Below are 17,759 nucleotides of genomic sequence, written 5' to 3'. Positions count from 1 at the left end.
ATCCGCAAAGCAACGGGAAAGTGGAACGTTTTCACAAGACCCTCAAGGCGGAGGAAGTCCGTCGTGACGCTTACCAGGACTATTCCGATGCAAAGAGGAAAATGTCGGACTGGATCAATTACTACAACTCGGAACGGCTACATTCCGCAATCGGATTCCTGACTCCTGACGAGGTTTTCGCAGGAAAGATGGAGGAACGACTTGCAGAACGAAGAACAAAATTGTATAATGCGACAAGAGAACGTGAGGATTATTGGGCTAACCAACAGATCTGACAGACTCCCTTATTAGCTTTGCCAAAATTTTCCAAGTTCAACTTGGGCGGGACAGGGACATGCCTTTCTGCGTTCGAGGGTGACACCTACTTTGTCGAAGAGATGAACGGTGATTACACCTGCACTTCCGGGACGTGGACTCCCCAGCCAAGCGTCGGAACCTGTACGGACTCGCTTGCAAGAGAGGGGGCAATCAGACGGGAGGGCAACAAGGGTCTCGACTCCTACGGGACGACCTTCGCATGCAAGGATTCATCCTGGACTCCTGCGACAGACACCGAGAAGGCGCTAGGGCGCGTATGCGTCAAAAAAATAGACGGACGTCTCGCAGACGACACAACGGGCAAAAAGCCGAAGACGTATATTTGCGCGGGAACGCTCTGGCGCGAGGCGACCGCAGCGGAAAAGGCGGCGAAAGCAATCTGTGCGAAAAACAACGAGGGGACGTTCGTGACCGATTCGAGCGGCGGCAAAAAGAACACCAAGGTCTATGTCTGCAGGGATTCGCTCTGGCAAGAGGCGACCGGTGTAGAAAAGGCGACGAAGAAAGTGTGCGCGGCAAACATCTACGGGATGTTTGCGGCAGATTCTGCGGACAAGAAGCTTCCGCTATACGTCTGCAACGGCAAGAGTTGGAGACCGGCCAGTGCGGCAGAGAAGGCCACAGGGCTTCTCTGCGACAAGTCCATAAATGGAGATACGGTGGCATTCTATATCTGCAAGGACACGGTATGGACGAAGGACACATCGTCCTCGCTCAAGAAGTGCACGGAGAAGCTCGAAGGCGAAGTCGCTAAGGAAGTGAACCCGTTCCGCACAGTCGGGCTCTTCGCGACAGCGACGGACTCTAGTTACGTCTGCGACGGCAAGAAGTGGCGCGTAGCCACCGCGGGCGAGGCTGCGACGGGCAGGCTCTGCACGGAAAAGCTCAACGGCGATACACTCAACTGGTATGTCTGCGACGCGTCAAGGAACGACTGGGACCCCGTCCAAGGAAGCGGTCTCGGGGAATGCACGGCGGAGAACATCGACAGCGTATCCGTCGAGCCAAACCCGCACATGGAGAAGGGTGACAGCCTGTTCGTATGCGACGGGAGTACGTGGAACCTCCTCACGAAATCCCTCCTCGGCACATGCGACGGAACTCTCCAAGACAGCGTACGGCGCGAGACCAACTACAACCTGAAAAGCTTCGACAGCCTGTTCGTATGCGACGAGAGCAAGTGGGAAAGCGAGAGCAAGTACGCCTTCGCGGACGGCGTACCGTGCACAAACAACCTGAACGCGAAAGTCGTCGGAAACAACCTCTGCCTCGATGGCGAGTGGCGCGAAGCGACGGAAGGCGAAATCGAGATGGGGGCAGCCTGCAACGAAGCGACAGAAGGCGTCGTCTCTACGGAGAAGAAAAAAACCTGCAAGTCCGGGAAGTGGGAAAACGCAAGCGCTGGCGAGCTGGCGACCGGGAGAACTTGCTCGTGGGCAATCCGCGACACGCTCCTCAAGGGATGGGTATGTAAATCCTACGTGAATCCGGACACGACCCAGAACGAAATCGACGTAGGATTCGAAAAATGCGCAGAATCGGACGATTCGCTGATGATGAAGTATTTTGATGGCGAACTATCCATTTCCGACTGCTCCGTATGGCGGCATGCGAGCGCCGGAGAAATCGCCAACGGAAAGATTTGTACGGCAAAGCTTCAGGACAACAAGGTCCACAACGGATTCGTGTGCGAGGATAGTTTGTGGCGAGAAGCGGACGCCGGGGAAAAAGCGAACGGTTTCGTGTGTATCAAGGACAGCCTCTACAGAGTGAGCAAAGGATATGTATGCGAAAAGACTTCATCGACATCTTACGGTTTCAGGACGATAAAAGAAGGCGAGGAAAAGGGATATATATGCGGCAAGGATTCCGTCCGAAGGCGTGATGCTTCCTCAGTTAATACATACCAATTGCCTTGGGTAATGCGGTTTGGCCACGATTACATATGCGAAAGGGGCTCCGGCTCCTGGAGAAAGCCGACAACCGCAGAAATAAAGACACAGAGACTCTGCAAGCATAAGGCCGACAATAGTGCCTATGGAGACTCTGTCTATTCCTCGTATGATGCAGTCAAGCAGCCGTATATGGACATCCACGGAGAAGATATTTACATCTGCGACTCCAGGGCGTCGGATTGGCGAGAACCGGATGCCGGAGAAAGAGCGACAAGGAAATTCTGCAACGACTCCCTGTACCTGACCGTCAAAAACGGCTATGCATGCGATAAAACCAACTCCAATTACAGGTGGAGAGTGGCCTCTACGGCGGAACTCGCCACAGAATACGTCTGCAACCCGACCAAGCAAAACGAGCTAACGAACGGTTACGTGTGTGACGGCAAAACGTTCCGCAAAGCCAGCGCGGCAGAAATCGCGATTGGCGGCGTCTGCTTCGAAGCTATTTCCGGAAGCCACTTTTTGGGAAAAGGCGAAAATTACGCCGAAACTTTCGAATATATGCTATACAAGTGCTCCTGCGCAAGCAACGTCTGCAGCTGGAAAATGCAGGACTACATAACAGACGAAAGGGACAATAACAGATATCCCGTCGTCACAATTGGCGGAAAGACATGGATGGCAGACGACTTGCGCTATAGCACAAAATACGGCAGATACCGATATTACTGGTCAGATGCAATTGACTCTATCGCTGCTTTTTCCAGCTCCGCCAACAAAGCGGGATACGGCAATGCCACAAAAACTACGAAGCCCACCCGGGGAATCTGTCCCCAAGGATGGCACATACCTTCTTCATCCGACTGGGACGATCTCCTCAACTCTACCGCCGCCATCTTTGGATTCAACCCGATTATAGGAAGCACTGAACGCGATTTAGCCGAAGTGAAGGCCCTAAGGGATTGCGGGTATTCAAAGACCAATACGGAATCCTGCAATACGCTCGGTTTGAGCCTAGACTCCAAGGTGTACTGGACGTCGTCTCGCTATAACGAATCACAAGTCCAAGCAGGATGTGCGCCCAATTCCGATCTTAACCGGTCGGACTGCGAAAAAAGATATGCGGAAGTCGTAACGGTCTCAACAAAAAAAGTCGAGACAATGGAACACAAGAACAAAAACGACAAACTCTTCGTTCGTTGCGTCAAGGACTAGCCGCCACCCGGTCATTTTTATGCGACACAAATCGCCTAGACGTGAAAACCGTCTAGGCGATTTTTTAATTTTCTAAATTTTCCAAATGTTGTTTTCCAATCGCCTTACCAAAGCGGCCCTTCTCCTTACCGCACTTCTTTTTACAGCGCCGTACGCCGCTTCGCCGTTTTTTTCCGCCGAGCGTAGCCGCAACCTAAGAACACTCGAAACGACCCCGCTCCTTTTCGAATATCACCGCGAAACGGTCTCCGGCTCGAAACAGGTTTTCTACTACCCGCGGCGCGACACCGGCTTTCGGAAAGGTTTTGCGCAAAGCGAAAAGCGCGCACTGCTCGGCTACCAAGATGAAAAACAGGCGATAGCGGCAAGCCTCGTCGGCGGTATCGATTACCGCGGCGGCGAACGTCTCGGCGACACGATCTGGCCCGGAATCGACGGGGGAATCTACCTGCGCGGCTACCGCGATTCCGTAGAGTTTATGCTCGATGCCAGGATCTACATGGAAAACCACAGCGCGGACTATCCGAAATCCTTTGACGGCGAATTCGTCGAGTTTCAAAAAGAGGAAAACAACAGCGGCGTGGAATACGCTAGCTAGCTATGCGCGTTACCGCGGGATGTTCGCCATCAACATGGGATTCGGACGCCTGATGCTCGCCCGAGACGTTTTCCATTTCGGTCCGGGCTACTTCAACAACCTGACGCTCAACCAGTTCGCCCTTCTCTACAACACGCTTTCATTTGAATTTCACGTCGGCCCGCTCTCGGTCATCAGCCTCTACGGCGACCTTCGCATCGACAAGAACAGTATGAGCCGCAAAAATACCAACGACCGCAATCTGTATGCGCACCGCTACGAACTCAACCTCGGCAATCTGGTCCTCGGCATGAGCGAGACGCAAATCCTCTACAACGAAAACAAGCCGTGGCTCTTTGTCCCGATCGTTCACAGCATAAGCCCGAATAAGAATCGATGGCATCTGAATAGTCAGAGTTTAGTTGAAAGCAGGAAATTCCGTTATGGCAAAGATGCAAGGAGGGAGGGGGTTCCGACCGACTGACTGGCTCACTGACTGATGCCTCGACGAGTTCGGCAACCGATTTCGAAATTCCTGCGGACTGCAAAGCGTCCCTAAAAGTTGAAATCTCTGATCCCATAGTTGAAGCGTTCCCGGAAGGGACTATTCGAATTCCCGGATTCTAAAAAAAGAAAATTTTTAAGCGGGCGTCTGCTGGAGGACTAGAATTCCCCCTAAAAAAAGACCCAGAATGTTCTGGGTCTTTTGCGTGGAGATAAGGGGAGTCGAACCCCTGACCTATAGATTGCGAACCTATCGCTCTACCAACTGAGCTATATCCCCGATTCGGCGCATCAAATATATCTTATCTTGTTCGATTTGTCAAGGTGTCCAGTCGATTTCCGCAATTCCTTTGCTTTTTAAAAAGGCGTTTGCCCGGCTAAAATGCTTGCAGCCGAAAAATCCTCGGTAGGCGGAGAGCGGACTGGGGTGCGGTGCTTCCAAAACGAAATGCCCGCGATGCGGAGCGATGAGCATCTTTTTCCGGATGGCGAAGCTTCCCCAAAGGAGAAAAACCAGATTTTCCTTTCTTTCGGACAGGCGCTGGATAATGGTGTCGGTAAATTGCTGCCAGCCGATTTGAGAATGCGAGGCCGCCTGGTGCGCACGGACGGTAAGGCTGGCATTCAAAAGAAGAACGCCTTGCCTTGCCCATTTTTCCAAGTTGCCGCTTTGAGGCATGGGAATGTTCAGGTCGTCATGCAGCTCCGTGAATATATTGACAAGGGATGGCGGGGGAGCGACGCCGTCGGCGACGGAAAAGCAGAGGCCGTTTGCCTGGCCGGGATTGTGGTAGGGGTCTTGTCCGATAATGACCGCTTTGACTTTGTCCAGAGGGCATTCGTCGAGGGCGGCAAAAATTTTAGAGCCTGGAGGGTAGATGACGAATTTCTTTTTCTCTTCGATCAGGGTCTGTTTCAAATGCTGAAAGTAGGGCATATCAAACTGGTCTTGGAGAAGTTCGAGCCATGTAGGATCTAATTTTATCATAAGTAAAAAATAGAATGTTTTGCTGTGTATAAAGAGCGATGATGCGGGAATAGAAGTAGAACTAGCTTTTGACTACAAAAATGTATTACAAGAGAGGCTGGCGACCAGTAGTCACTGATTACTGGAAATATTCTTTTCTCGAACTTCGCTTGTTGTCCGAGAAATTCCCGAAGTCGCTGTTCTTACGCTTTCGCTTGAACTTTCCTTCTTGACGTTTTTGTCTATATCGTTCAACATTTTTGTTGTAAAAAAGAGGGGCGCTTTTTTTGAGTTTTGTGTTTTTCGTGAAATTTCGCCATTTGATGTGTTTGGCATATCTTTTGCTTTTCTCCCTGCGGAAAGGTCCTCCGATCTTTTCGAACACTGGAGAATAAAACATGAAAGTCGTCACCGCATACATTCAACCTGAAAAACTCGGCGCCGTCAAGGAAGCTCTTTGCGAAGCGCAGATATACAAGATGAGCGTTACCAACGTGCTCGGGTGCGGCCAGCAAAAAGGTTACACGTCCACATACCGTGGCACAGAAACCGAAGTGCAGCTGCTCAAGAAAGTTCGTCTGCAAATCGCTTTGAACGACGAGTTCGTTCAGCCCTGCATCGACGCCATCATCAAGGGCGCCAGAACGGGAAACATCGGCGATGGAAAAATTTTCGTCGAAAACTTGGAACAATGCATCCGTATTCGCACGGGTGAAACCGGAGAAGCCGCTATCGGCTAAGGAGTCAAAATGCTAGATACACTCAATACGATTGCAGAAAAGGTAACGGGTGCTTGTGGCGATGGAAGCGTTCTGATGGGAGATTGCTCCGTCATTACGGGCGGAGCGGACTATTCCGTCTTTATGAGCGAAAACATCTGGATTATGATCAGTGCGATGCTTGTGTTCATCATGGGACTCGGGTTTGCCTGTGTGGAATCCGGGCTTTGCCGCGCCAAAAGCAGTGCCAACATCTGTTTTAAGAACATCGCGGTTCCGGCGATTGGCATTACGGTCTATGCCCTTGTCGGCTTTGGCCTGATGTATCCGGGCGAGTTCAATGGGATCCTTGGATTTGCCGGTTTTGGAATCGGTGATTGGTTGAATCCGGAAAGCTTCACCAGCAAATACAACGGGCACTTTACCCTCTTTTCGGACTGGCTTTTCCAGGCGATGTTTGCGGCTACCGCGGCGACAATCGTTTCGGGGGCTGTCGCGGAGCGCATTAAGCTTAGCTCTTTCCTGGTCTTTACGCTTCTCTATGTCGCCTTCGTTTATCCGATAGTGGGAAGCTGGGTGTGGGGCGGTGGCTGGCTTTCGAAGCTCGGCTTCCACGACCTTGCGGGTTCGGAACTGGTGCATTCCGTTGGCGGCTGGGCGGCTCTTGCGGGCGTCATCATCTTGGGACCGCGTCTGGGCAAGTATTCCAAGGGCAAGTCCCATGCGATTCCCGCTCACAATATCCCGCTTGCTACGATAGGAACGTTCATCCTGTGGTTCGGCTGGTGGGGATTCAACGGTGGATCCGCTCTTTCCGGAAATCCTTTCGATACTTCCCTCATTCTGGTGACGACGAACTTGGCCGCAGTCGCTGGCATTATTACGGCCACGGCGACCTCCTGGATTCTTTCGAAGAAGCCCGATGCCACGATGGCTTTGAACGGATGCCTTGCGGGACTTGTCGCCATTACCGCTGGAGCCGATACGGTGACTCCCATGAGTTCCTGGATTATCGGGGCGATTGCTGGAGTGCTGGTTGTCTTCTCCGTGTTCTTCTTTGATAGAATGCGCTTGGACGATCCCGTTGGTGCCCTCTCTGTCCACTTGGTCAATGGCGTCTGGGGAACTCTCGCTGTCGGCATCTTCGATTACACGGGACGATTCAGCGTTCTGACGCAGCTCATCGGCGTTGTCGCTTATGCGATTCCGTGTTTCCTCTGCGCTGCCATTATTTTCCTTGCCATCAAGAAGACCATCGGTCTGCGGGTGAGCGAAAAAGAAGAACTTCGTGGACTGGATCTTTCCGAACATGGACAAGAATCCTACGGCGGATTCCAAATTTTCAGCAACACTTAATCGGTTTGGATTTTTTAAGAAAGGCATCTGCGTAAGCGGGTGCCTTTTGTCATGGGAAAAATGGAGCGCTTTGATGAAAATGTTACAATGCGTAGGAATTGTCATCCCCCAATAGGAATGACATAGTTGCCTGTCCAGTCGGTGTATTCGGAATCGGATAGCGAATAGGGGCGGATGGCGGTAATGGTAAATGTACAGGGACGGGATTCGCTTCGCAGATAAAAATCCGTAGTTTCCTGTTCGTTGGAATTGAGGGAAAAAGAAGTCGTGCCGTAATCCTTGTAATTGTCAGCTTCGCAAAAGATGAAATAGTCCATATAAAAATGGGGAAGCGCTCGATTTTGCATATTTTTGACAACCAAGGTGAAGTTGGAGTAATAAGAAGAATTGTAGTAGGCGTCGACAATGGCGAAATCTTCTCCGGGCACGATGGTTGCTTGGGCGCTTTCGCTGGACCAATTGGTACAGCTGGAAAGAAGGATAGATGCCGGCAACAGCAGAAGAGAAATGGATTTTTGAAAAATAGGCATGGACTTCTCCTTTTTGACAAATATATTTTTTTTTCTTGTCAAAGCCTGTCAAACGGAAAAAAGTGGTGCCTTGCGAGGGCGCAGTGGGCTTTCTCTAAAAATTGCTTTGGTGAATGCTTCGACAGGCTCAGCAACCGGTTAAGAGTTAAAACTGAAAACTGAAAACTGAAAACTACTCTTTCCCTAGGGCAATGCTTTGGGAAGGCCCTTTTCGCCAGTGGAACTTTCTTTTTGCTCGTTTCTTTTGTTTTCATCGATTCTTGGCGATTTTCTTTTTGCACCTGGAACTTTTTTGTTTTGCGGCGGCTTTATTTTTCTGCGTATATTTGAATCATGCAGGAATCTCTTAAAATCAAAGTCTTTGTGTCGCCTTTGGTGCGTTCCCAATTGGAAATGGACGTGCAGGATTATAAACTGCGCGGGCTGGGGGAACTTTGCAATCGGATTATCGCCCGCTTTCCAGAGCTGGAGCCGATGCGCAAAGGGGAATCTTCCGAGGAACTTTACAAGAACTGTCCGCCGTTGCAATTTTATGTCCGCAAGGAAAATGCGGATTTTCTTCGCTTTGCCCAAGAAAGGAACTTTAAAAAGGGAACTCTTTGCCGGCATTACTTTGAAGAATACGTGAATCTTTCGCGCGGGGATCGGGAATGTTTTTTGCAGCGGGACTTGTTGCAGAAAGTGAATGCCGCTATCGAAGCCAAGGAAAATCTTTTTATCGGGTATCGGGATGCCGTTTTGCACGTTTCGCCTTGTTTTGTCGCGTTTTCTCCGTCTCGGGTTCGGGCATATCTGGTTGTTTGCGAAGAGGCGAATCGGGTTTCGGAGCCGTTTCGTGCGCTGCGGATTTCCCACATGAAAAGCGTTGTGGCGGATCTGAAAAGCGAAGCGTTTCACCAGTCCTCGTTCGCTCTCTCTAAACAGGCGGAACTTTTCCGGGAACATTTTGATCCCTTTCTTTGCTATGGAAAAGAAGTGCTAGTTCGCTTGAATGAAACGGGAATCGATTTGCTCCGGCGCGCCGTGACCAACCGTCCGCAATTTGAGCCGGTAGAGGGCCTGGATGGCGTTTACCGTTTTCAGTGTTCCGAGAAGCTCGCCCAGATTTATTTTCCGCAGTTCCTGGAGAATGCGGAGATCCTTTCGCCGCAGTCCCTTCGCGAGTGGTTTTTAACGCGTTTTCAAAAGGCGATGGTGCTTTATCGAAAAGCTTGATACAGGCTGGGGAGAGTGGAGGTGTTTGAAACGCTGTCGATTCTATGGAAATCGGGACAAAAAAGAAGAACCGCCTTGTGACGGTTCTTTTATCGGAATAGCGGGATTCGGACCCACGACCTCTTGCTCCCGAAGCAAGCGCTCTACCAGGCTGAGCTATATTCCGAGGTCGCCCCTATTTTAGCAAATTTTAGGGGAAATCGCAAGGGGTAATCGGAAAAAAAGTGAACTATTTGCGTCTTCTGTCCCGAGGAATGACATTGAAAGTGTCGGTGCGGTTGATTTTCATGATGCTGGATCCGGAATTGTTCGGTTCCGTTTTGTAAAAAGAGACTTTGTGCCGCCAGACCGTCGCCACTTTTTGGTCGATGATGCGTTTGACATTTCCGTATTCGGGATTTCCGCCGCCGTGGATGATGCGGAGAACGGAAAGGCCGGCGCGCCGCATTCCTTCCATCAGATTTTCGACAGCCGCCGCCGCTTCTTCGGCGACATAGCCGTGCAGGTCTATCTCCTGTTCCGGTTCGGGGAAGTTCCACGCTGCCGGATTTTTCCGCGGTTTGAATTTCTTGACTTGTTCCCTTTTCTTTTCTTCTTCGGCTTTGGCTTCTTCGATGATGCCGTCCTTGTCCTGAATGGGGTGCATATCCATCCAGGCGAGCTGCATTTTTTCGATTTCGTTCAGGTTTTCGCTCATTTTGCAAGTCCTATGCTAAAATTACGGTGATAATTCCAAGTCCACTGTTCGGGGTGCTCCGAAATCCACAGGGAAACTTCTTCCGCAATTTTTCCGGTTACTTCCGCTGCGGGTGAGCGTGGCAAATAATAGTTTTCAAAACGGACGATGTGTTTGCCGTTTTCGAAAAAAGTCCGGAATGTGACGATTCCAGCACCTAATTCCATCGCTTTGAGGGGAAGCCGCAGAAAAATTTCCGCTGGCTGGCCAAGAATTTGCACGGGGAGCCCGCGAGAGTCTTCGGCCTGATCGATCAGCATGGCGAGGATGCCACGGTTTTTGAGGAATTCCCGCAGGGTGTGTGCGACTGAAGAGGTTTCCCGTTCTTCTAGGCCTTGGGTGCCGCGAATCCGGTGCAGAAGCCGGGTGAGGGCTTTGTCCTTGAAACTGTGAGTAAAAAGATAGACGTGGTTGGAATAGCGAGTCAGGACGCGGTGCATCATTTCGAAAGCACCCTGGTGAATGCCGAGGGCGACGAGGGGCGTGCCGTCCTTTAACGGTCTCCGGATGATTTCTTCGTTCTCGAAATGGACTTTTTGAATGGCGCTGGGCAAGCGGCAAAGGTAGCGCAGGCTTTGCAGATAGTTGGTGTACAGGGAGTGAAAGACTTTCCGCGGACAGGTGCGCGCGTCCATCCGGGTGTTTTGCAAGTGCCGTTGAACACGCCCCCATGCGCGTTTTTGGTGGGTCGCTTTGTAGGCGGGGTAAAGGACGGCAAACAAAAGGTTTTCCACCGGCTTTGGCATATAGAGCAAGAGCAGGAGGAAAAATTTGTAAGCGAAGAACATGGGAAAAAGGGCGGTCAGGCGGGGAATTCAAAAATGCCGCGTCCGAGTTCTCGGTCAAAAACTTCCTGCGAAAGGTTTTCGCCGGCGTAGGTGAGGCGCGGGGAAATTTCGTAGAGCATTCCCGGCTTTGTCCGGACTTTTGCTTTTTCCAACCAGAAGCGGTGGAGTTTTCCCAGCCATTTGCGGGCGACTTCCGGGGAATCGTTGCCGGAGGCGTTTTTGATGGGCGCAAATTCGTCTTCGCGTTCCACGCCGAAAAGGAACATCTTGCCGAGGAAGGGAAAGGCGTCCAGCAGGAACTGTTCAAATTTCCAGCAGTTTGCGACGCCAGCGACAGTCTTTCGGGCGGCGTGCCAGGGGAGTTCCTGTGTGGAAATTTTGCGGAGGGCGTCCATGCGGAAAAGATACATTCCCGTGTTTCCCCCGTCGAATTGCAAAGAGCCGTCGGCGTTGGTCGCCGTTCTTAATGCGTCCGAAATGTCCGAGTATTCCAAAACGCAGGGTTTGCCGTTGCGGCTGGCGAAGATGCCGACTTTTTCGTCCGCGCTCTTTTTGTGGACGACCTTGGCGGCGCAAGGAAGGCCGCTGGTGGCGAGTGCCCCGATGAAAATCGGATCGGCCATTTTGACGAGCGCATTATCTACGTTGCAGAGGAAGAGGAATCGAACGCCTTTTTCCACAAACCAGGCGAGCGTTCCGCTGGCGGCGAGCGCGCGGAAACAGCCTCCGTTTCCGTCCGGAGCTTCTACATAGTCGCCGTTTTCGTCTTGCAGGGGCGTGCCGTCAGGCTTTAATGCGCACAGCATTCCTTGGTCGAAAAAGCGGATGTAGTCGCGGTTGTATCCGAAATAGGAATGCTCTTCAAAATGCTGGACGGTTGCCTCGCGGTTGAGCGGAGAGGTCATGATAGCCCAAGGGATGGGCTTTCCCGCTTTGGCTCCGAGATTCATGAGTCGCCGGGCCTGCAATCGGAAAAGCGTCGCGTGGCTGGGAAGCCCGAAATCGAATGCGCCCTTGGGACCTTCAAATCCGAGGCGAGAACCCTGCCCGCCGGCCAAAGTGAAAGCGGCGACAGCGCCTTGTTTCAAAAGCAGATTGCCCGTTTCTTCCCACATTTCCCGACGCTGGTCCTCATCGGCCATGGTGAAAGGGAGTGGCTGGATTTTTTCCTTATCCGTTTCGGAATTGTCCTTGGGGGAGTCCGCAAAACGGGAGTAGAGCTTTTTCAAAAAATCAAAATCGATAGGGGACATAGGATTTTCGCTTTAACGGATGCCAAAGAAAATGACGAAACTGACGATGAGCGCAAAGATGCTGACCAAGTGCATTCTCCAGACGATTTTGGAGTTCATCAGGGGCTTGCTTGCAAAATGCCCGTCCCATTTTTTTTGGTAATGGTGGTGGAGGGGTGCGCAGAGAAACAGGCGTTTTCCTTCTCCCGACATTTTTTTGGTGGCTTTGAACCAGGAAATTTGGAGCAGGACGGAGCACGCTTCCGCAATGATGATGATGCAAACGAGTGGGAGAAAGAGTCCGGCTTGCACCAGAATGAACATGATACCGATGGCGGCTCCAAAACCGACGGAACCCGCGTCCCCCATGTAAATTTCCGCAGGGGGACTGTTGAACCAGAGATAAGCGAGAAGCGCTCCGGCGATGGACGTGGCCAGCGGGAAAAGTTCGTCGCAGCCGGGCAGGAAGGGCATATTCAAGTAATTGCTGAAAATGAAGTTCCCGCACACATAGGCGACGACGCCGACAAAAACCATGCTTGTGAGAATGGGAACCGAGACGAGGCTGTCCAGGCCATCGGTAAAGTTCGTGCCGTTTGCCGTAGCCGCAATGACGAAGGTCATGAATCCGATGAAAGCCCAGTTCGGCAGGTGGATTTGAAAAACATCGACAGGTACGAAGGGAACGGTGAGATGCCCGCGCAGATCGGGAATGAACTTGTAGCAGAAAATGGCGATAATCAGGCTGAATAGAAAATACAGGCCGAGCCGGACGGAACTGGAGATGCCGTCGGCTTTTTCCATGTAGGAGGCCGCTGTCGCTTTCCCTTGCGCAATCAGCCGTTTCGTTTTGACTTTTGCAAGGTCGTCGATAGCGCCAACGGAACTGAACGCCACGAGGACCAGAAGAGTGGAAATCGTGTAGCCGTTCAATTTGCAGGTCAGCAGAGAAACAATGCCAACGACCACAACAAGAAGCAGGCCCCCCATGATGGGAGGAGCTTTGAACTTGCTGTTCTGATCAAAATCCGAAGTCGCGTCCGTCTTTTGCAGAAAGCGGATGTAGGGCGGCATGGTGGTGAGAACGAGAAGAATCGAAAGCAAGGCCGCAATTCCAGCGCGGAACAGGCGACTGTCAAAAAGAGGAATATCGGTAAGATGATAGATCCATTCGCAAAGCATACGCCAAATGTAGAAAAGTTGTCGTTTCGGATAGGGATGAATCTGTAAATGGGATTCTCTAAAAAGGCCGAGGCCGATAGAACTAGCAAATTTTTCCCAATTCTATTTCCGGCAAAATGATGGGACAAAAATCTTCCCGTTCCTTATTATGCCACGCTACCACATAACGGATTTTTATGCTTTTGATGGAATAACCCAAATTCTGGAGATGAGAAATTTTTTCTAAAGCTCTCTTTGACAATTTTGCCACAGGATTCTTTGAATCGCTGGCATCAAAAAGTCCATCATGAGAAAACTTCAATGTATCGCCGCTGCGCAATTTGAAAATTCTCTTTTTCAAGTTTTCCCCTTCATCCGTAGTCTCTCCATAAGAGTAGTCCAGCCACATATCCTTGTGGCCAAACTGGCAAATAATTTCTTTAGGTTCTGAATACTTTGCCTTTTCCACTACTGCAGGAGCATACTTATCTAAGAAGGAACAACAATGGAAAACATATAGTTGTTTCTTTGCACGGGTGAAGCCGACATACAACTCGCGGCGCCTCTGTTCAGAACTTGCTCTTGAATCTTTAATCATCATGTAAACCCTATCAAATTCACGGCCCTTTGCCTTATGAATTGTAGAGACCACGACTTCGTTCTTTTCACCTCGTTCAAAATCAGAAATTCTAGATTCCATCAAAAACAATTTCAAATCATTTCTATAAAGCCGATGGTTATACTTTTGATAAATCTGGAGTGCCTTCAAACAAATAGGCAGCAAAGAACTTTTTTGATAATGCTGTTGCCATTTTTCCATGGCAAATTTCCATTCTTCAGGAGCTATGACAGGATTGTCATTGCTGGACAGCCATTTCATGAAACTTCTGAATTCCACCAAATCATAAAGCGAGAACCCGTCGCTATCTTGAATCAGCTTTGCCTTTATGTTTTCGTGATTTAACAGTGCCATCATTTTCAGCGCATCGTCATTCGTCTGGGTCAAAACACAAACGCTTCCTTGAGGAGGATTCTTTTTGATGTGTTCCACGATAGGATATTCTATGTTTGCCGAATCGAACTTATGAACCCTAACCTCGCCTTCGCTATCAGACATGGCTCGAATTGGGTTTGTTTTTAATCGATGGGGAATATCCTGGACAAAAGCGTTGCTGAAATCGACTACCTTTTTGATGCTGCGATAGTTTTCGACCAATTCATATTTTTTTGCCTTGTAAAGAGTTACAAAACGATTTAAATCTACAGACTTTGATCCCGATTTTTGATGGACGCCTTCAAAAATATTCTGGTCATCATCGCCTACGGCAATGACTCGCATATCCTCATTTTCTTCAATCAAGGTTTGAACAAGAGCGAACTGGTGCTCATCCATATCTTGAGCTTCATCAATGACCAAGACCTTTTTGGTTATCTTGCTATGTTCAATCTCTCCATTCTTGATTTTAGCGACTGCCATTTCAACAGCAGATCCTGCCTTATCCAAATTCCCCATGGTGCCAAGTAAATCAAAGGCGTATGAATGGAATGTTTTCGCGGTCAGGAATGAAGCCGCGTTGCCTATCAACTTGTGAAGTTTTTCTTTAAAGTCAATGGTTGCGCTGCGAGAGAATGTCAGCATCAGTAACTGTTCGTGTTTCACATCCTCCAACAGCATCAAAGAAGCGAGTTTGTGTACAAGGACGCGGGTTTTCCCACTCCCCGGCCCTGCGGCCACCATAATATACTGGCTGCTCTTATCTTCAATAATTTGCTTTTGACGTTTCGAAAGGGAATCTACAATTTTATGGTATTTCTCAGGCGTAATATTGTGGTTTATTTCGTCCAGACGATTTCCCTTGAAATACTTATTCAGGAACATCTTGTAATCCAGAGCAAAATAATCCCTTACAAAAGTTTGCGCCTGTTTACTGTCACGCACCATCATGTTAGCATACTCGCCAACAATATGGATTTGCTGCATCTTCATTTGGTAAAAGTGATTCAGCTTTTCGTAGTCGTCGATTTTGTACTTGATTAAATTGCTCTTTTCAATTCGATGAATTTCAAGCGCATTGTAAAGGACGAGGAAACCGTCTTCCAACTGCAAAGCGTTTATCTTGGAAAGATACAGGAGGGATTTCTCCAGTTCCTTATAGGAAACAGCATCCTTTTCAAAAATCGATGGTTGATTTTCGTACGCCGTCAGCAATTCCTTTTCGGAAAACCGGATTAAGGTTTCGTTGCGGGAATCCGCTTCGGCATCCAAATTGGCTTGATACAGTTGATCGATAATGAAATGGGAAAATTTGGCGCGACGGTTGAAGTCGTTCGTCAATTCGTCCGTGGAAACCTTCAATTCGATTTTCGTACAAATGTCGGAGCAATAGTTCTTTTCGATAAGACCGTTGATCATCCAGAAAAACAGAATTGTCTTTATGTCCTTTACGTTGGCTTTCTTGATACCGTTGGACAAGGCTTCTTCGTTCAACTCCTTCAGATTGAAAACGGATTTCCCGTTTTTCAGTTTGGATATGAGGAAATTTTCCAGGGATTCAAACCGTTTTAAAACCAACTTCGATTTGTTTTCTCCATCGCCCTTTTTGATATAGGCGGTCAAATCCTTGGAGTCCGCCAAAATGTTTTCGGCGCGCAGAAGTTGAACCGTTTCCTGAACTACGCCGCATTCCAGGCCAAGGATGTCGGCGATATAATCGATACGGGATTCCGCCGCGTCGTCCTTTGCTTTGGATACGCTTCGTTCGGAAATCAAAAGGCTTACAATTCTAATGGCGTTCTCTTTTTGCTTTTCGTCAAACATTTTGGAAACCGTAATCTTATTACGCGCTTCCTCCATATTTGAAGCGAGAATGCCGGTTGCGTAAACTCGCGGGCAGTTCTGTTTGCGTTCAATATAGCCAGCTTCTTCCAAAGCAAGAATGGCCGTTTTCACACGGGTTTCCACGTCGCCATTGGGACTTTCGAATCCAGCTTCCCTTGCGATTTCGAGTGGCGAACGCTTGAGCACCGTTCTGTTTTTTGTCAGCGACTTGATGGCTCGCCAGACCTGCTGTATTTCGCTTAAGCTGAGTTTCGTCTGATTCAACAACAAGAAATGCTTGTCTAAATCATTTTCATTGAAAAGAACATAACATTCCGCCTGCAAGCTTTGATCGCGCCCCGCGCGGCCTGCTTCTTGGACATAGTTTTCCAGAGAATCAGAAATTTCAAAATGCACCACAAGTTGCACGTCGGACTTGTCGACACCCATCCCGAATGCCGACGTCGCCACCATAATTTGTACTTTGCCGCTAATGAACGCTTCCTGGTTTTCCACCTTTTCACGACTTTCCATTTTTCCGTTAAAAGGCAAAGCCACAAAGCCGTCTTTGCTCAGTTTATCTGCCAACTCCTGAGTTTTCTTGGTCCTAGAGACATAAACAATGGTTGGGCAATTTTGGGTCTCAATCAAGGATCTTAAAGTCTTGTACTTTTGAACGTCATCTTCTTGATAAATGACGTGATAAGTGAGATTTGCACGAGTGGCTTTCGTGGCAAAAATTTTCAAATCAAGATCCAGTTTCTTCTTGAAATAATCACAAATATCCTGCACCACTTTTTGTTTCGCCGTCGCAGTAAAACAAGAAATAGGGATTTTTCTTAAGGCAGATTTTTGCTCCTGGAGTTTTTTGATAAAATCTCCAATATAGAGGTAGTCCACACGAAAGTCATGACCCCAACTGGAAAAACAGTGAGCTTCATCGATTACAAATCGCGCGATCTGCCTTGAAAGTAAAAGCTTTTCTATGGTGCGAGAACGCAGGGATTCCGGAGAAATGTACAACATGGAAGCCAGGCCTGATTCAACACGTTTTATTGCCTCTGCTCGTTCAATAGGATCCAGCAAACCGTTAATGGTGACTGCGTCCGCAATGCCTTTGGAATTCAAGTTGTCCACCTGATCCTTCATTAAAGATTGCAAAGGCGAAATCACGACCGTCAATCCCTTGTAGTTTTCTCCCGCCATCAATGCGGGCAACTGGAAAGTGATTGATTTTCCGCCTCCCGTAGGAAAAATCGCCAAGATAGATTCATTGTTGACGGCAGCAGAAGCCGCCTTCTCCTGCAAAGGTTCCCCTTCGTAAGTCCTAAAACTATCGTATCCAAAAATTTCTTTCAGTTTTTTGCGGACATCCAATTTCCCATAACAATATGGGCATGTAGGCTCATGACATGGATTATTTCGCAATAAAAAAAGAATGTTCTCCGTATAGGGATAGTTGCGCAGGACCCAAGCCGGTGTAATAGAGCGCTTCTCTTGCAGGTGAATAACAGATAATGCATAAGCCAATTCTACCGGATGCTCCACGACAAAGGATTCTAATGAAGCATTTCCACAAATCAAGTCAGCGAATCGCTTTTGAATCTGCGCAACAACATTCTTGATGTGGGATTGTCCCGCCCAAGTTGAACTTGGAAAATTTTGGCAAAGCTAATAAGGGAGTCTGTCAGATCTGTTGGTTAGCCCAATAATCCTCACGTTCTCTTG

At 49.1% G+C, this 17,759-nt stretch carries 14 protein-coding genes and 2 tRNA genes; 7 read left to right on the top strand and 9 right to left on the bottom strand.

All coding sequences use genetic code 11. From position 1 onward, the window contains the following. The 4 genes from B5D40_RS13000 to B5D40_RS12985 all read left to right on the top strand — a co-directional run. Positions 1-275, top strand: a 275-nt coding sequence (locus B5D40_RS13000; RefSeq protein ID WP_144319699.1) for an integrase core domain-containing protein, incomplete at its 5' end; no start/stop codon positions are given. 102 nt (positions 276-377) lie between these two features. Then, positions 378-3,428: an FISUMP domain-containing protein gene (locus tag B5D40_RS12995; RefSeq protein WP_143394309.1), complete on the top strand. Its 3,051-nt coding sequence runs from the start codon at positions 378-380 to the stop codon at positions 3,426-3,428. 85 nt (positions 3,429-3,513) lie between these two features. After that, on the top strand, positions 3,514-4,026 hold the full coding sequence (locus B5D40_RS12990; protein ID WP_078777254.1) for a hypothetical protein: 513 nt from the start codon (positions 3,514-3,516) through the stop codon (positions 4,024-4,026). A gap of 19 nt (positions 4,027-4,045) precedes the next feature. After that, positions 4,046-4,489, top strand: coding sequence for a hypothetical protein (locus B5D40_RS12985; protein WP_078777253.1), 444 nt, complete (start codon positions 4,046-4,048; stop codon positions 4,487-4,489). A gap of 227 nt (positions 4,490-4,716) precedes the next feature. Here the strand turns inward: B5D40_RS12985 and B5D40_RS12980 are convergent. Beyond that, positions 4,717-4,789 (bottom strand) — tRNA-Ala (locus B5D40_RS12980). Positions 4,790-4,828: 39 nt separating this feature from the next. Then, entirely contained in the window at positions 4,829-5,497 is a 669-nt protein-coding gene (gene ung / locus B5D40_RS12975) for a uracil-DNA glycosylase (protein ID WP_078777252.1), read from the bottom strand. Between the two features lie 377 nt (positions 5,498-5,874). On the opposite strand from ung, the gene B5D40_RS12965 reads away from it, so the two are divergent. Both B5D40_RS12965 and B5D40_RS12960 read left to right on the top strand, forming a co-directional pair. Next, a complete protein-coding gene (locus tag B5D40_RS12965; RefSeq protein ID WP_078777250.1) occupies positions 5,875-6,216 on the top strand; it encodes a P-II family nitrogen regulator in 342 nt (113 codons plus the stop codon). Positions 6,217-6,291: 75 nt separating this feature from the next. Then, positions 6,292-7,551 carry an ammonium transporter gene (locus B5D40_RS12960; protein ID WP_078777256.1) on the top strand — a complete coding sequence of 420 codons (1,260 nt, stop codon included), beginning with the start codon at positions 6,292-6,294 and terminating at the stop codon, positions 7,549-7,551. Between the two features lie 101 nt (positions 7,552-7,652). On the opposite strand, the gene B5D40_RS12955 is transcribed toward B5D40_RS12960, so the two are convergent. Then, a complete protein-coding gene (locus B5D40_RS12955) occupies positions 7,653-8,081 on the bottom strand; it encodes a hypothetical protein (protein WP_078777249.1) in 429 nt (142 codons plus the stop codon). A 333-nt stretch (positions 8,082-8,414) separates the two neighbouring features. On the opposite strand from B5D40_RS12955, the gene B5D40_RS12950 reads away from it, so the two are divergent. After that, positions 8,415-9,296 carry a WYL domain-containing protein gene (locus B5D40_RS12950; RefSeq protein WP_233134200.1) on the top strand — a complete coding sequence of 294 codons (882 nt, stop codon included), beginning with the start codon at positions 8,415-8,417 and terminating at the stop codon, positions 9,294-9,296. Positions 9,297-9,388: 92 nt separating this feature from the next. Here the strand turns inward: B5D40_RS12950 and B5D40_RS12945 are convergent. The 6 genes from B5D40_RS12945 to B5D40_RS12920 all read right to left on the bottom strand — a co-directional run bounded on the left by B5D40_RS12945 (position 9,389) and on the right by B5D40_RS12920 (position 17,408). Next, a tRNA-Pro gene (locus B5D40_RS12945) sits at positions 9,389-9,462 on the bottom strand. 63 nt (positions 9,463-9,525) lie between these two features. Next, the gene (locus B5D40_RS12940) at positions 9,526-9,993 is read right to left on the bottom strand and encodes a Smr/MutS family protein (protein ID WP_073304650.1); all 468 of its coding nucleotides are present in this window, start codon (positions 9,991-9,993) and stop codon (positions 9,526-9,528) included. Further along, positions 9,990-10,820: a lysophospholipid acyltransferase family protein gene (locus B5D40_RS12935; protein ID WP_078777247.1), complete on the bottom strand. Its 831-nt coding sequence runs from the start codon at positions 10,818-10,820 to the stop codon at positions 9,990-9,992. Before B5D40_RS12935 ends, B5D40_RS12940 begins: the two co-directional genes overlap by 4 nt. A 14-nt stretch (positions 10,821-10,834) precedes the next feature. Beyond that, positions 10,835-12,049 carry a UTP--glucose-1-phosphate uridylyltransferase gene (locus tag B5D40_RS12930; protein ID WP_233134199.1) on the bottom strand — a complete coding sequence of 405 codons (1,215 nt, stop codon included), beginning with the start codon at positions 12,047-12,049 and terminating at the stop codon, positions 10,835-10,837. 36 nt (positions 12,050-12,085) lie between these two features. Continuing rightward, complete coding sequence (locus tag B5D40_RS12925; protein ID WP_073304656.1) at positions 12,086-13,234, bottom strand: MraY family glycosyltransferase; 1,149 nt, start codon at positions 13,232-13,234, stop codon at positions 12,086-12,088. Positions 13,235-13,316: 82 nt separating this feature from the next. Beyond that, the gene (locus B5D40_RS12920; protein WP_143394308.1) at positions 13,317-17,408 is read right to left on the bottom strand and encodes a RecQ family ATP-dependent DNA helicase; all 4,092 of its coding nucleotides are present in this window, start codon (positions 17,406-17,408) and stop codon (positions 13,317-13,319) included. Positions 17,409-17,759 lie beyond the last annotated feature (351 nt).

The organism is Fibrobacter intestinalis (genome assembly GCF_900167415.1).
Lineage (GTDB): Bacteria > Fibrobacterota > Fibrobacteria > Fibrobacterales > Fibrobacteraceae > Hallerella > Hallerella intestinalis.
The sequence above is the reverse complement of the archived record's forward strand: the minus strand, read 5'-3'. Positions and strand labels throughout refer to the sequence as shown.

Bases quoted from the DNA above. Each gene is read 5' to 3' on its own strand.
- B5D40_RS12960 (WP_078777256.1), top strand. From the start codon at position 6,292: ATGGGAGATTGCTCCGTCATTACGGGCGGAGCGGACTATTCCGTCTTT.
- ung (WP_078777252.1), bottom strand. From the start codon at position 5,497: ATGATAAAATTAGATCCTACATGGCTCGAACTTCTCCAAGACCAGTTT.
- B5D40_RS12965 (WP_078777250.1), top strand. From the start codon at position 5,875: ATGAAAGTCGTCACCGCATACATTCAACCTGAAAAACTCGGCGCCGTC.
- B5D40_RS12935 (WP_078777247.1), bottom strand. From the start codon at position 10,820: ATGTTCTTCGCTTACAAATTTTTCCTCCTGCTCTTGCTCTATATGCCA.
- B5D40_RS12990 (WP_078777254.1), top strand. From the start codon at position 3,514: ATGTTGTTTTCCAATCGCCTTACCAAAGCGGCCCTTCTCCTTACCGCA.
- B5D40_RS12925 (WP_073304656.1), bottom strand. From the start codon at position 13,234: ATGCTTTGCGAATGGATCTATCATCTTACCGATATTCCTCTTTTTGAC.
- B5D40_RS12995 (WP_143394309.1), top strand. From the start codon at position 378: ATGAACGGTGATTACACCTGCACTTCCGGGACGTGGACTCCCCAGCCA.
- B5D40_RS12940 (WP_073304650.1), bottom strand. From the start codon at position 9,993: ATGAGCGAAAACCTGAACGAAATCGAAAAAATGCAGCTCGCCTGGATG.
- B5D40_RS12985 (WP_078777253.1), top strand. From the start codon at position 4,046: ATGTTCGCCATCAACATGGGATTCGGACGCCTGATGCTCGCCCGAGAC.
- B5D40_RS12955 (WP_078777249.1), bottom strand. From the start codon at position 8,081: ATGCCTATTTTTCAAAAATCCATTTCTCTTCTGCTGTTGCCGGCATCT.
- B5D40_RS12950 (WP_233134200.1), top strand. From the start codon at position 8,415: ATGCAGGAATCTCTTAAAATCAAAGTCTTTGTGTCGCCTTTGGTGCGT.